This window comes from Rathayibacter sp. AY2B7 (genome assembly GCF_002931635.1).
In the GTDB taxonomy this organism is placed as follows: domain Bacteria; phylum Actinomycetota; class Actinomycetes; order Actinomycetales; family Microbacteriaceae; genus Rathayibacter.
Genome location: NZ_PSUC01000053.1, coordinates 8,751 through 22,806 on the forward strand (window position 1 = coordinate 8,751; position 14,056 = coordinate 22,806).

Below are 14,056 nucleotides of genomic sequence, written 5' to 3' on the forward strand. Positions count from 1 at the left end.
ACCCCTGGAAGCCGACTGCGTGACGGGCGACGAGGAACGAGGAGCCCGTCGAGAACGGTACGGGTCACCGGCGATCCGCGTGTCAGCGGATCGTCGTACCCCGAAACGCTCTCCGCTCCTCCCCCCGCGACCCTCCGCGGTAGCGGACCGGGCCGCAGCCGATCGAGAGCCGGACGATGCCCTCGCAGGGTTACCGGCGATCCGCGTGTCAGCGGATCGTCGTACCCGGAACGCTCCCTGCTCCTCCCACCGCGACCACCCCTGGAAGCCGACTGCGTGACGGGCGACGAGGAACGAGGAGCCCGTCGAGAACGGTACGGGTCACCGGCGATCCGCGTGTCAGCGGATCGTCGTACCCGGAACGAAACCCGCTCCTCCCACCGCAACCAAGCGCGGAAGCCGACTGCGCGACGGGCGACGAGGCACGAGGAGCCCGTCGACCGCGAAGCTGCAACGACGAAGGGCCCGGCCAGAGGCCGGACCCTTCGTCGTTGCAGCTTCGCGCAGTACTACAGCGCGGCGACCTGCTTCGCGATGGCCGACTTGCGGTTCGCGGCCTGGTTCTTGTGGATGACGCCCTTGCTGGCGGCCTTGTCGAGCTTCTTGGCGGCGAAGGCGAGGGCGGTGCCGGCCTTCTCGGTGTCGCCGGCGGCGATGGCGGTGTGGACCGAGCGGATGGCGGTCTTCAGCTCGCTCTTGACGGCCTTGTTGCGCTCGTTCGCCTTCTTGTTGGTGAGGTTGCGCTTGATCTGCGACTTGATGTTTGCCACGTGGATTACCTTCTTCTCGGATGTGCGTGTGTGCAGCCGGCTACTCGACGGAGTGCCCCTTCCGCGGGCGTCTGAACGCCCTGCGGTGCGACTGGAGGTCGCCGGCTTCTGATCACTCCACGCCTGCCGGGTGTCCGGAGGGGGAGCGCAAGCCAACAAGGAACTTTAGCGCACCCGTCGTCACCCTTCAACCGCGCCGCGCCCGCGGGTGCGGCGCCGTCCGGGTCGGGGCCGCCGGGGCGACACGCCGGGGGAGGCGGACCGCCGTGGCGTCTCGCGGTCCGGGCCCGCCGGTAACGTGACGCCGGTGCCCCGTCTCGCCGATCACCTCTCCGCGGTGCCGCCCTCGGGCATCCGCCACCTGTTCGAGATCGCGCTGCGGCTCGACGGAGTCACCCTCCTCGCGGTGGGCGAGCCCGACGTGCCGACCGCGCCGCACATCATCGAGGCGGCCCGGGCGGCGTGGGCGGCCGACGACACCCGCTACGGGCCCAACGGCGGAGTCCCCGAGCTCCGGCGCGCCATCGTGGAGAAGCTGGCGCGCGACAACGGCATCGAGGCGGACGTCGAGCAGGTCTGGGTGACCGTCGGCGCCACGCAGGCGCTGCACCAGGCGATGACGCTCCTGCTCGGGCCCGGCGACGAGGTGCTCATCCCCGACCCGGGCTACACCGTCTTCACGACCAACGCGCGGACCATCGGCGCTGTGCCCGTGCCGTACACGCTGCGCGCCGAGAACGCCTTCCTCCCCGATCCCGAGGAGGTCGAGCGCCTGATCACGGACCGGACCCGCGTCCTGATCGTCAACAGCCCGTCCAACCCGCTCGGCGTGGTGTTCCCGAGGGAGGTCCTCGAGCGCCTGCTCGACATCGCCCGGCGCCACGACCTGTGGGTGCTCAGCGACGAGGTCTACGAGTACTTCACCTACGGGCGCCCGCACGTGAGCCTCGCGGCGATCGCGCAGGAGCGCGGGGACGACGCCGACCGCGTCCTCAGCGTCTTCTCCTTCTCGAAGACCTACGCGATGACCGGCGTCCGCGTCGGCTACCTCGTGACGCCTCCCGGCTTCACGTCGATCATGGTCACGGTGCAGGAGGCGGCGATCAGCTGCGTCGCCACTCCGGACCAGCGCGCCGCCCTCGCCGCTCTGACCGGGCCGCAGGACGCGGTGGCCGCCGCCTCCGACCACTACCTCGCCAACCTGCGGCTCGCGACGGGCGTGCTCGACGAGCGGGGGATCGCCTACCGCGAGCCCGAGGGCGCGTTCTACCTGTGGATCGACATGGCGCACGCGACCGGCGGGGACGTCGCCTCGTGGGTCGAGTCCTTCCTCCTCGAGACCCTCGTCGCCGTCGCGCCCGGCAGCGCCTTCGGCCGCACCGGCGAGGGCTGGATCCGCGTCTGCCTCGCCGCGGATCCCGCCGCGCTCGAGCACGGGCTGCGCGCCCTCCCGGCCCCGGTGCGCGGATGAGCGCCGCCGAGGTGCTGGTCCGGCGCGTCCGGGCCCAGGAGTACGACGAGGTCTCGCGCCTGCGGCTCGCCGCCTACGCCCACGACTACGAGCTGGGGGAGGAGTACGCCGCCGACGTCGCCGCGGTCGCCCGGCACGACGTCGAGGGGGAGGTCTGGGTCGCCGTCGAGGGCGACGGGCGCATCCTCGCCACGGTCACCACTGCGCGCCCGGGCGCGAACCTCTACGAGCTCGGCCGCCCCGGCGAGCTGGACTGGCGGCTGCTCGCCGTCGCCCCGGAGGCACGTGGGCGGGGTCTCGGGCGGCTGCTCACGGAGTTCGTCGTGATGCTCGCCGCCGAGCGGGGCCTCCAGCGGGTCGTGATGAACAGCGGCACGCTGATGACCACCGCGCACGCCCTCTACGAGAGCATGGGCTTCGTCCGCCTCGGCGAGCGGGAGAACCCGCCCGGCGTCGAGCCCACCCGCACCTACGGACTCGATCTGTAGCCGCCGGTCCCGGCCTCCGCCGCCGGGCATGGGACACTGGTCCCACGATGTCTCCACGTGCACACTCCGGGCTCGAGCCCGCCGCGACCGATCCGGCGTCCATCCGCAACTTCTGCATCATCGCCCACATCGACCACGGCAAGTCCACCCTCGCCGACCGGATGCTCGGCATCACGGGTGTCGTCGAGGACCGGGCGATGCGCGCGCAGTACCTCGACCGCATGGACATCGAGCGCGAGCGCGGCATCACGATCAAGTCGCAGGCCGTGCGGATGCCGTGGGAGCGCGACGGGCGCACGTTCGCCCTGAACATGATCGACACTCCGGGGCACGTCGACTTCTCCTACGAGGTCAGTCGCTCGCTGGCGGCCTGCGAGGGCGCGATCCTCCTGGTCGACGCGGCGCAGGGCATCGAGGCCCAGACGCTCGCGAACCTCTACCTCGCGCTCGAGAACGACCTCACGATCATCCCGGTCCTGAACAAGATCGACCTGCCGGCCGCGGATCCCGAGAAGTACGCGAAGGAGCTCGCGAGCCTGATCGGCGGCGACCCGGACGACGTCCTCCGCGTCTCCGGCAAGACCGGCATGGGCGTCGAGGCGCTGCTCGACCGCGTCACCGAGCTCATCCCGCCGCCCGTCGGCGATCCCTCCGCCCCTGCGCGCGCCATGATCTTCGACTCCGTGTACGACGCCTACCGCGGGGTCGTCACCTACGTCCGGATGATCGACGGCAAGCTCTCGCCGCGCGAGAAGATCCAGATGATGTCGACCCGCGCCACGCACGAGATCCTCGAGATCGGCGTGTCGAGCCCCGAGCCCGTCGCGACGCAGGGTCTCGCGGTCGGCGAGGTGGGCTACCTGATCACCGGTGTGAAGGACGTGCGCCAGTCGAAGGTCGGCGACACCGTCACCACGGCGTCCAAGCCCGCGACGCAGGCGCTGCCCGGCTACACCGAGCCGCTCCCGATGGTCTTCTCGGGCCTGTACCCGATCGACGGCAGCGACTACCCGGACCTGCGCGAGGCCCTCGACAAGCTCAAGCTCTCGGACGCGGCGCTCGTCTACGAGCCCGAGACGTCGGTGGCGCTCGGCTTCGGCTTCCGCTGCGGCTTCCTCGGCCTCCTGCACCTCGAGATCATCACCGAGCGCCTGCAGCGCGAGTTCGGTCTCGACCTCATCACGACGGCGCCCTCGGTCATCTACGAGGTCTCGACGGAGGACAAGAAGACCGTCACCGTCACGAACCCGAGCGAGTTCCCCGTCGGGAAGATCGCCGCCGTCACGGAGCCGATCGTCAAGGCCGCGATCCTCGCGCCGAAGGACTACGTCGGCACGATCATGGAGCTCTGCCAGAGCCGCCGCGGGACCCTGATCGGCATGGAGTACCTGGGCGAGGACCGGGTCGAGATCCGCTACCACATGCCCCTCGGCGAGATCGTCTTCGACTTCTTCGACAACCTCAAGTCCAAGACCGCCGGCTACGCCTCGCTCGACTACGAGCCCGCCGGCTCGCAGGAGGCCGACCTCGTGAAGGTCGACATCCTGCTGCAGGGCGAGCAGGTCGACGCGTTCAGCGCGATCGTGCACCGGGAGAAGGCCTACGCCTACGGCGTGCTGATGACGGGGCGCCTGCGCAAGCTGATCCCGCGTCAGCAGTTCGAGGTGCCGATCCAGGCCGCCATCGGCGCCCGGATCATCGCCCGCGAGTCGATCAGCGCGATGCGCAAGGACGTCCTCGCCAAGTGCTACGGCGGCGACATCACCCGCAAGCGCAAGCTCCTCGAGAAGCAGAAGGAGGGCAAGAAGCGGATGAAGATGGTCGGCCGCGTCGAGGTCCCCCAGGAGGCGTTCATCGCCGCGCTCTCGGGTGACGTCGAGACCAAGGACAAGAAGTAGCGCGAGCCCCGTCGCCGGCGCCCGTCCCCCCTCCCGGACGGGTGACGCACCCCCCGTCCGGGACATCGTGTCCGCGGGGATTGCGGCGCCTCGCAGCGGACCGATAGCTTTCGGACGCCAGGACGCGGCCGTGGATCGAGACCGATCCGCACGGGGGGCTGCAGCGTCGACGACCGGTCCTCCACCATGACGAAGGGTGGTAGTCCGTGGTGCCTACGAGCACGAGGAAGCGCTGGATCAGGACGGGGGCGGCGCTCGCGAGCATCGCGGCCGTCGCAGCGGGATCGCTGGTGGCGGCGGGACCGGCCTCGGCAGCGAACAAGGTGATCCCGGTCGCGCCCGCGCCCTACTTCTGGTCGGACAGCGCCCGGTTCGGCACCGACGTGCCGCTTCCGGTGGCCGCAGACGCGACCACGCTGACCGTCGAGCTGCCCGACTCCACCGCTCCCGACACCTTCACCGAGTGGTCGCACCCCGGCTACCGGGTCGTGACGTGGCAGCTGGGGAGCACCGCGACGGACCTCGAGAGCGGCGAATCCGTCGTCGACACCGCCACCAACTCGATCCAGATCCCGATCGGACGCGCCGCCGGCTCCTTCGGCGGCACCTCGCTCTCGCTCCTCCTGAACGGCGCCGAGGACGAGGCGGACGACGCGTACGCTCCGGCCGGCGTCGACCGGACCGGCTTCGTCCTCGCCCTCTCCGCCGACCTCCAGGTGACTGCTGCGAGCGGGTCCGCGGAGGCCGACCTCGACCTGTCGACGTCCACCTCCTCCGAGCGCGCCGGCGGCGAATTCTGGGCCGGCGGCGGCACTGTCACCGAGGCCGGCGCGGGCGACGTCATCGTCCTCGACTCCGGTGTCCCCGGCTTCTTCGACCTCGCGGGCCTCAGCGCCACGGTCGGAACGGAGGACGGTGGCCGCCTGAAGGCCGCCCCCACGGTCGTCGAGGGCGGACGGGGCATCGCGATCCGCCCGACCCAGGAGTTCTTCGACCGCTACCTCACCTTCAGCGACACGACGCCGCTCGGCGCCCCGTCGGTCGAGGTGAAGGGACTCAGCCGCGGCGGGGAGCAGCCTTCCGGCACCGGTGTCATCGTGCGCGCGCCGCTGCGCGTCGTCCCGTCGACCACCACCCCGACGCCGACGCCGGGCACCGGCCCGGAGGTCGTCCGCCTCGCGGGCACCGACCGCCAGGGCACCGCCGTCGAGATCTCGAAGGCGACTTTCGACACCCCCGGCGTCCCCGTCGTCTACATCGCCACCGGCGCGAACTTCCCCGACGCGCTCAGCGCCGGTCCCGCCGCCGCGAAGCAGGGCGGCCCGCTCCTCCTGGTCGACCGCGACTCGGTGAGCCAGGTCGTGCGCGACGAGCTCACCCGTCTCAAGCCCCAGCGGATCGTCGTCGTCGGCTCCGACCTCAGCGTCAGCGACGCCCTCGCCACCGACCTCGGCCAGTACGCGAACGGGAGGGTCTTCCGCCTCGGAGGCACCGACCGCTACGACACGTCGCGGAAGATCATCGAGAGCGCCTTCGGCACCTCGCCGAAGGGGGCCTGGCTCGCGACCGGCGAGAAGTTCCCCGACGCGCTCAGCGCCACCGCCGCCGCGGGCAAGAACTCCGCCCCCGTCGTCCTCGTGAACGGCGGCCTCCCGGCGGCCGACCCGACCACTGTCGGGATCCTGACGCGGCTCCGGCCTCCGGTGCTCACCATCGCGGGATCCGAGCTGTCGGTCAGCGCCGGCATCCAGAACTCCCTCACGGTGCCGGCCGGACCGCTCGTCACCCGCATCGGCGGGGTCGACCGCTACGACACCTCGGAGCAGCTCAACCGGGCGGCCTTCCCCCGCGGGTCGAAGACCGTGTTCCTGGCCACCGGGGAGAACTTCCCCGACGCCCTGGCCGGAGCCGCGGCCGCCGGGCGCACGGGGAGCCCCCTCTTCGCCGTGCCCCCGACCTGCGTGCCGGTCAAGGTGCTGCAGGACATCAAGGCCGGCGGAGCGACGCGCGTCGTCCTCCTCGGCGGCACCGGCACCCTGTCGCCGGCCGTCCAGAAGCTGACTCCCTGCAGCTGACCCGACCCGCACCACGACGAGGGCCCTCCTCCCGCTCCGGCGGGGGAGGGCCCTCCGTCGTTCCCGGCTCGGGACGCCGACGGTCGGATACGCTGGGTCGGATGGACAGCACCACCCGGCACGCGGACTCGACGCGCGCCGCGCTCGAGGAGTCCGGGAAGAAGGTCGGGACGTGAGCATCCGCCGCTCCAACTTCGAGGGCCAGCCGCAGGTCACCTATGCGGCCGTCGGCGGCACTCTGGCACCCGACCTGCTCGAGTACCCGCCGGACGGCTTCACGGCCGAGCGCTTCGAGGCCCGTCTCGGCTCGGGCGACGAGCGCTTCGCCATCACCACCGCCTCCCTGATGACCTGGGGCGTGCAGCGCGGCAGCGGCATCGAGGTGACCGACATCACCAGCGGGAGCGGCGTGCAGTACACCGGCGTCAACTTCGACGCCTCCGGCACCCCGATCGACCTCGTCAGCCGGCCGACGGAGGAGCACTTCGCTCCCGACGGCACCCCCTACATCACCGCCGGCGTGACCGCCGTGCTCCGCGTGACCCTGCTCGGCCGCGTCTTCGACGCCCCGGTCCGCGTGGTCTACGTCGTCGACGAGCCCGACCAGGTCGGCTTCGCCTACGGCACCCTCGAGGGCCACCCCGAGAGCGGCGAGGAGTCCTTCGTCGTCGAGAAGCGCGCGGACGACTCGGTCTGGCTCGTCATCCGGGTCTTCTCGCGACCCTCCACCCGTCTCTACCGCCTGGGCGCGCCGGTGTTGCGCGCCGTGCAGAAGCGCCAGGTCGCCAAGTACCTGCGCGCGCTGCTGCCGGCGCGCGTCAGCTGACGTGGGGAGCGCCCTCCCGATCGCCGATCCTGCTCCGCTCGACGGCGGACTGCCCGCGTCCGTCGTCGACGGCGTGGAGCAGCGGGACCTCGGCCTCTACGTGCACGTGCCGTTCTGCCGGGTCCGCTGCGGGTACTGCGACTTCAACACCTACACGGCGACCGAGCTCCGCGGGGCGAAGCAGCAGGACTACGCCGACGAGGCGATCACCGAGATGGCTCTCGGCGCCGACGTGCTCGAGCGCGCGGGCCTGCCCCGGCGCCCCGCCCGCACGGTCTTCTTCGGCGGCGGGACGCCCACCCTCCTGCCCGCCGGCGACCTGGTGCGGATGCTGGGCGGCCTCCGCACTCACTTCGGGGTCGCGCCTGACGCCGAGATCACCACCGAGGCGAACCCGGACTCCGTCGACGCCGCCTACCTCCGCGCGCTGGCCGAGGCGGGCTTCACCCGCGTCAGCTTCGGGATGCAGTCGGCCGTGCCGCACGTCCTCGCCACGCTCGAGCGCACCCACGACCCGGAGCGGGTCCCGCTCGTGGTCGAGTGGGCGCGGGAGGCCGGCCTGCAGGTCAGCCTCGACCTCATCTACGGCACGCCGGGGGAGTCCCTCGCGGACTGGGAGCGGTCGCTCGACTCCGCGCTCGCCAACCGGCCGGACCACCTCTCGGCCTACGCCCTGATCGTGGAGGACGGCACGAAGCTCGCCCGGCAGATCCGCCGCGGCGAGGTCGCGACCCCGGACGACGACCTCACCGCCGACATGTACGAGCTCGCCGACGCGCGCCTGACCGCTGCCGGGTACTCCTGGTACGAGGTCAGCAACTGGGCGCGCGACGACGCCCACCGCTCCCGGCACAACCTCTCGTACTGGCTCGGCCACGACTGGTGGGGCGTCGGTCCCGGCGCGCACAGCCATGTCGGAGGCGTGCGCTGGTGGAACGTGAAGCACCCGGCGGCCTACGCCGACCGGCTGAGCACCGGGGCCTCGCCCGCTGCCGGGCGGGAGACGCTCGACGCGGGTACGCGGCGTGTGGAGGACGTGCTGCTGCGCTCGCGCCTGGCGGACGGGCTGCCCATCGACGCGATCGACGCCGCTCGGCGCAGCGAGGTGGCGGGGCTCATCGCCGACGGCCTCGTCGACGGCCGGGCGGCGCTCGGCGGCCGGATCGTGCTGACCCTGCGCGGCCGTCTGCTGGCCGACGCGGTCGTGCGCCGCCTCACCGACGGCTGAGGCCGGATCCCGAGGCGGCCGATGCCCGGCCGCCTCGGTGCCGCGGCTACTTGAAGAACGGGATGCTGAGCGGGTACGTGTAGTACTCGCCCGCGCTGGCGCGCACCGAGGCGATGATCGCGAAGACGATCACCAGGATCGGCACGACCAGGAACACGATGAAGCCGACGAGGACGAAGGACAGGATCGTCCCGGCGACGTAGGCGATCAGCGTCGTCAGGTGGAAGTTGAGGGCCGTCTTGGCGTGCGCCTCGAGGAACGGTCCGCGCCCCTTGAAGACCAGGAAGACGATCAGCGAGGGCAGGAAGCTGAAGAAGATGCCGGTCACGTGCGTGACGATCGCCCAGGTCTTCTCGTCCGCCGGGTTCAACGGCGGAGCCGGGGTCCCGTAGACGGGGGGCGGGGGAGGGGTGGCCGACATGATGGTCTCCGTTCCGGCGGCGGCGACGGGCGTCCCCCGTGCGCTCGGCGTCCATCGTGGCATGCGGCGGTTCCCTCCGCACCGGGCCGCGCGGGACCTCCTCCTCGGGGATGACGGGGCTCCTCCCCGCGGCCCTGCAGGAGTGCACCCCGGCCGATCCCGGCGCAACCCCGCCGGGCGGTCCGCCTCCCGGTTATGATTGGCACTCAGAGTTGCGGAGTGCCAGGCTCCGCGCGGCGTCAGCGCCGCAGACGGTCGTGCCCGCGGGCACTCGGAGTCCGGCGGGAGGTCGGTCGTATGGTCACGGAGCGCGGTCTCCAGGTCCTGCGCGTGATCGTGCAGGACTACGTGGCGAACCGGGAGCCGGTGGGCTCCAAGTCGATCGTCGAGCGCCACGCGTTCGGCGTCTCGGCCGCCACCATCCGCAACGAGATGGCCCAGCTGGAGGAGGAGGAGCTGATCGCGGCTCCGCACACCTCGTCCGGCCGCGTGCCGACCGACAAGGGCTACCGCCTCTTCGTCGACCAGCTCGCCGACCTGCGCCCGCTCACCTCCGCGCAGCGCCAGGCGATCGAGACGTTCCTCGGGCAGAGCCCGGACCTCGACGAGGTGCTGGTCAAGACCGTCCGCCTGCTCTCGCAGCTCACCAACAGCGTCGCGCTCGTGCAGTACCCGTCGTTCGGAGCCGCGCGGCTGCGCCACGTGGAGCTCGTCGCCCTCGCTCCCCGCCGCCTCCTGTCGGTGCTGATCACCGACACCGGCAGGGTCGACCAGCGCGTGCTCGAGACCCCGGAGGACGTGGACGACGCGCTCCTCGGCGAGATCCGCGCGAAGCTGAACACGGCCGTGCTGGGCCTCGGGCTTCAGCAGGCGGCCGAGACGCTCGGCTCCGTCGCGGAGCGCTTCAGCCCCGAGCGGCGCCACGTGCTGACGCCGATCGTGCAGACCCTGCTCGAGCAGGTCGGCGCCAACCGGCAGGACCGCCTGGTCATGGCCGGTGCCGCCAACCTCGTCCGCACCGAGGAGGACTTCTCGGGCAGCATCTACCCCGTGCTCGAGGCGATCGAGGAGCAGGTGGAGCTGCTGCGCCTCTTCGCCGAGATGACCCCGGACCCCCGGGGCATCTCGGTGCGCATCGGCCGCGAGAACGCGCCGTTCGGGCTGCAGGAGACCTCGGTGCTCACGAGCGGGTACAACACCGCGGGCGGCCAGGTCTCGCGCCTGGGCGTGCTCGGCCCGATCCGGATGGACTACTCCGGCAACATCACCGCGGTGCGCGCCGTCGCCCGCTACCTCTCCCGCCTCCTCGGCGAGGAGTAGGCCCGACCTCCCGGCCCCCGCCGGATCCCCCCGGTGCGCCGTGCCCGGCCCACCGACCCACGAACGAAGGACGAAGCCACCTGTGGCCGATCACTACGAAGTGCTGGGCGTCGACCGCGACGCCTCCGCCGACGAGATCAAGAAGGCGTACCGCCGACTCGCCCGCGAGCTGCACCCCGACGTCAACCCGAGCGCGGACGCCTCCGAGCGCTTCAAGCTCGTCACGCACGCCTACGACGTCCTGAGCGACGCCCAGCAGCGGGCGCAGTACGACCGCGGGCCCCAGGAGGGCTTCGGCGGCGGCGGCCAGGGCTTCGGCGGGTTCGGCGACATCTTCGAGACCTTCTTCGGGCAGGGCGCGCAGGGCTCGTCCCGCGGGCCGCGCTCCCGCCGCGAGCGCGGCCAGGACGCCCTGCTGCGCGTGGAGGTCTCGCTCGACGAGGTCATCTTCGGCACCCACCGCGACCTCGAGGTCGACACGGCGGTGCTCTGCGAGACGTGCCAGGGCTCGTGCTGCCAGCCCGGCACCTCGCCGGTGACCTGCGACATCTGCCACGGCTCCGGCCAGATCCAGCGCACGGTCCGCTCGCTCCTGGGCAACGTGATGACGGCGAGCCCCTGCGGCACCTGCCGCGGCTACGGCACCGTCATCGCGACCCCCTGCTCCACCTGCCAGGGCCAGGGACGCGTCCGCGCCCGCCGCACCATCCCCGTCGACGTCCCCGCGGGAGTCGACACGGGCCTGCGCCTGCAGATGCCCGGCAGCGGCGAGGTCGGCCCGGCCGGCGGCCCCAACGGCGACCTGTACCTCGAGATCAAGGTCAAGCACCACGACGTCTTCAGCCGCAACGGCGACGACCTGCTCTGCACCCTCGAGGTGCAGATGACGGACGCGATCCTCGGCTCCACGGCGTCGCTCAAGGCGCTCGACGGCGACATCGAGATCGAGATCAAGCCGGGCACGCAGAGCACCGAGATCGTCACGATCAAGGGACGCGGAGTCACGCGCCTGCGGGGCAGCGGACGCGGCGACCTCCGCATCGGCATCCAGGTCGTCACCCCGACGAAGCTGGGCCACCGCGAGCGGGAGCTGGTCCAGGAGCTCGCGAAGCACTACAAGCCGCAGAAGCCCGCGCTGACCCACTTCCAGCAGGGCCTCTTCTCGAAGCTCCGCGACCGCTTCCTGGGCTGAGCCCGTGGCGCACCACTACATCGATGAGTCGCTGAACTCCGAGGGCTTCGTCGTCGGGGGCCGGCTCGCGCTCACCGGCGCGGAGGCACGGCACGCCGCGACCGTCAGCCGGATCCGCGCGGGCGAGAGCGTCCGGGTCGGTGACGGGCGCGGACTCGTCGCGACCGCGGTCGTCGAGAGCGCGGAGCCGACGCGAGTGGTGCTCGTCGTGGAGTCGGTGCAGGAGTCCCCGGTACCGTCCCCGCGCCTGGTCCTCGTGCAGGCCCTCGCGAAGGGCGACCGGGACGAGCTCGCCGTGCAGGCGGCGACCGAGCTCGGGGTGGACGAGGTCGTCCCGTGGCAGGCCGCGCGGTCGATCTCGCGGTGGTCCGGCCCGAAGGAGGAGAAGGGGCGCGAGCGCTGGCGCGCCATCGTGCGCGAGGCGAGCAAGCAGTCGCTGCGCCCCCGAGTGCCCGAGGTCGCGCCGCTCGAGCAGGTGCGCGGTCTCGTCGCGCGCGCCGCGACGTCCCGCGTGCTGGTCCTCGAGCCCTCGGCGCAGGCGCGGCTCTCCCAGGTGGTCCCGGACGGACGCGACCTGGTGCTCGTCGTCGGGCCCGAGGGCGGCATCGCTCCGGAGGAGCTGCGGCTGCTCGCGGAGGCGGGCGCCGAGGCCGTCGCGCTCGGCGACTCCGTCCTGCGCACCTCGACCGCAGGTCCCGCTGCCATCGCCGTCCTCTCGGCCCGCCTGGGCCGCTGGTGACGCTCCTCCACAGCCTCCTCGGCGCGCCGGAGCAGGGTGCCGTGGGCGAACGCGGCACCCGTCGCGCACGGGCCCCGTTTAAGATGGGTGCATGAGCGAACCCACCGTCTTCACGCGCATCGTCCAGGGCGAGATCCCGGCCGATGTGGTGTTCGAGAACGAGCGCATCCTCGCGATCACCGACATCGAGCCGAAGGCGCCCGTCCACCTCCTCGTCTTCCCGAAGACCCAGGAGCACGCCACGGTCGCCGCCCTCGCCGCCGCCGATCCCGCCCTGCTCGCCGAGATGGTGCAGGTCGCCCAGTCGCTCGCCGACGCCCACAGCAACGGTCAGTTCCGCCTCGTCTTCAACTCCGGCGAAGAGGCGGGCCAGACCGTGTTCCACGTGCACGCCCACGTCCTGGGCGGCCACCAGACGGAAGGCTCCCTTGCCACCGGTTGAGAACACGGGCGCGAGCCCCGACGAGCGTCCCGCCCCCGGCGCGGACGCGTCCGAGACGACGCGGCGCGTCGTCGCCGTCGACGGAGTCGCGATGGTGCGCCTCCTCGGACCCCAGGACCGCCTCATCCGAGCGGTCGAAGGACGATTCCCCGATGTCCGGGTGCACGTGCGCGGCAACGAGGTGACGCTCGACGGCGAGCGCGAGCCCGTCGCCGCGGCGACGCGCCTGGTGGAAGAACTGGTGCGCATGACCGCGAGCGGGCACGATCTCGACCCGGAGGGCGTGCGCGAGTCCGCCCGCATCCTGCAGAACGGCGGGCCGGTGAGCCCGGCCGAGGCGTTCGGCCAGGCCATCCTCACGGCACGCGGACGGAGCGTGAGGCCCAAGACGCTCGGGCAGCGCGAGTACGTCGACGCGGTCGATCAGAACACCATCGTCTTCGGCATCGGCCCGGCCGGAACCGGCAAGACCTACCTGGCGATGGCGAAGGCCGTGCAGTCGCTGCAGCGCAAGGAGGTCGAGCGGATCATCCTGACCCGCCCGGCGGTCGAGGCGGGGGAGCGGCTGGGCTACCTGCCCGGCTCGCTCACCGACAAGATCGACCCGTACCTGCGCCCGCTCTACGACGCGCTGAACGAGATGATGGACCCCGAGATCGTCCCGAAGCTGCTCGCGGCCGGCACGATCGAGGTCGCACCGCTCGCCTACATGCGCGGGCGCACGCTCAACAACTCGTTCGTCGTGCTCGACGAGGCGCAGAACACGACGCCCGAGCAGATGAAGATGTTCCTCACCCGCCTCGGCTTCGGCTCCAAGATGGTCGTCACCGGCGACATCACCCAGGTCGACCTGCCGACCGGCGCGAGCGGACTCCGCCTCGTGACGCGTGTGCTCGACGGCATCGACGACATCCACTTCTCGCGCCTGACCAGCGAGGACGTGGTGCGCCACAGCCTGGTCGGCCGCATCGTGGACGCGTACACCGAGTACGACCAGCAGAAGCAGGCGCAGCACTTCGAGCGCGAGCAGGCCCGGGAGTTCGCGAACCGCGCCGAGCGCCGCGGCCAGGCCGCCCGCCCGCCCGGCGACCGCCAGCAGGAGCGCGAGCCAGAGCTGCGGGACCTCGACGACCAGCACCGTGGTGACGAACACCGCGGCCGTCGTCTCGGCCGCGATCCGCGAGAA

13 protein-coding genes are annotated in these 14,056 nt (G+C 72.0%); 11 read left to right on the forward strand and 2 right to left on the reverse strand.

The window, feature by feature from the left end; translation table 11 throughout:
* Nucleotides 1-509: 509 nt before the first annotated feature.
* Entirely contained in the window at nt 510-770 is a 261-nt protein-coding gene (rpsT, locus tag C5C27_RS10155; RefSeq protein WP_097165711.1) for a 30S ribosomal protein S20, read from the reverse strand.
* 307 nt (nt 771-1,077) lie between these two features.
* Here rpsT and C5C27_RS10160 point away from each other — a divergent pair, with 307 nt between their 5' ends.
* From C5C27_RS10160 to hemW, 6 genes are all read left to right on the forward strand, one after another.
* Nucleotides 1,078-2,241 (forward strand): pyridoxal phosphate-dependent aminotransferase, encoded by a 1,164-nt coding sequence (locus tag C5C27_RS10160; protein ID WP_104248213.1) that lies wholly within the window; start codon nt 1,078-1,080, stop codon nt 2,239-2,241.
* On the forward strand, nt 2,238-2,729 hold the full coding sequence (locus tag C5C27_RS10165) for a GNAT family N-acetyltransferase (protein WP_104223126.1): 492 nt from the start codon (nt 2,238-2,240) through the stop codon (nt 2,727-2,729). Before C5C27_RS10160 ends, C5C27_RS10165 begins: the two co-directional genes overlap by 4 nt.
* A 47-nt stretch (nt 2,730-2,776) precedes the next feature.
* Nucleotides 2,777-4,627: a translation elongation factor 4 gene (lepA, locus tag C5C27_RS10170; protein ID WP_104223127.1), complete on the forward strand. Its 1,851-nt coding sequence runs from the start codon at nt 2,777-2,779 to the stop codon at nt 4,625-4,627.
* A 209-nt stretch (nt 4,628-4,836) separates the two neighbouring features.
* On the forward strand, nt 4,837-6,702 hold the full coding sequence (locus C5C27_RS10175; protein ID WP_219813158.1) for a cell wall-binding repeat-containing protein: 1,866 nt from the start codon (nt 4,837-4,839) through the stop codon (nt 6,700-6,702).
* Nucleotides 6,703-6,874: 172 nt separating this feature from the next.
* On the forward strand, nt 6,875-7,528 hold the full coding sequence (locus tag C5C27_RS10180) for a DUF1990 family protein (RefSeq protein WP_258066598.1): 654 nt from the start codon (nt 6,875-6,877) through the stop codon (nt 7,526-7,528).
* A gap of 1 nt (nt 7,529) precedes the next feature.
* A complete protein-coding gene (hemW, locus tag C5C27_RS10185) occupies nt 7,530-8,756 on the forward strand; it encodes a radical SAM family heme chaperone HemW (RefSeq protein ID WP_104314307.1) in 1,227 nt (408 codons plus the stop codon).
* A 46-nt stretch (nt 8,757-8,802) separates the two neighbouring features.
* Here the strand turns inward: hemW and C5C27_RS10190 are convergent, their stop codons facing one another.
* Complete coding sequence (locus C5C27_RS10190) at nt 8,803-9,177, reverse strand: DUF4870 domain-containing protein (RefSeq protein ID WP_104223130.1); 375 nt, start codon at nt 9,175-9,177, stop codon at nt 8,803-8,805.
* A 297-nt stretch (nt 9,178-9,474) separates the two neighbouring features.
* On the opposite strand from C5C27_RS10190, the gene hrcA reads away from it, so the two are divergent.
* The 5 genes from hrcA to C5C27_RS10215 form a co-directional block, all read left to right on the forward strand.
* On the forward strand, nt 9,475-10,497 hold the full coding sequence (hrcA, locus tag C5C27_RS10195; RefSeq protein ID WP_104223131.1) for a heat-inducible transcriptional repressor HrcA: 1,023 nt from the start codon (nt 9,475-9,477) through the stop codon (nt 10,495-10,497).
* Between the two features lie 82 nt (nt 10,498-10,579).
* The gene (gene dnaJ / locus C5C27_RS10200) at nt 10,580-11,689 is read left to right on the forward strand and encodes a molecular chaperone DnaJ (RefSeq protein WP_104225203.1); all 1,110 of its coding nucleotides are present in this window, start codon (nt 10,580-10,582) and stop codon (nt 11,687-11,689) included.
* A 4-nt stretch (nt 11,690-11,693) separates the two neighbouring features.
* A complete protein-coding gene (locus tag C5C27_RS10205) occupies nt 11,694-12,428 on the forward strand; it encodes a 16S rRNA (uracil(1498)-N(3))-methyltransferase (protein WP_104314308.1) in 735 nt (244 codons plus the stop codon).
* 91 nt (nt 12,429-12,519) lie between these two features.
* Nucleotides 12,520-12,870: an HIT domain-containing protein gene (locus C5C27_RS10210; protein WP_104225201.1), complete on the forward strand. Its 351-nt coding sequence runs from the start codon at nt 12,520-12,522 to the stop codon at nt 12,868-12,870.
* Between the two features lie 91 nt (nt 12,871-12,961).
* On the forward strand, nt 12,962-14,056 hold a 1,095-nt coding region (locus tag C5C27_RS10215), incomplete at its 3' end, for a PhoH family protein (protein WP_104251192.1).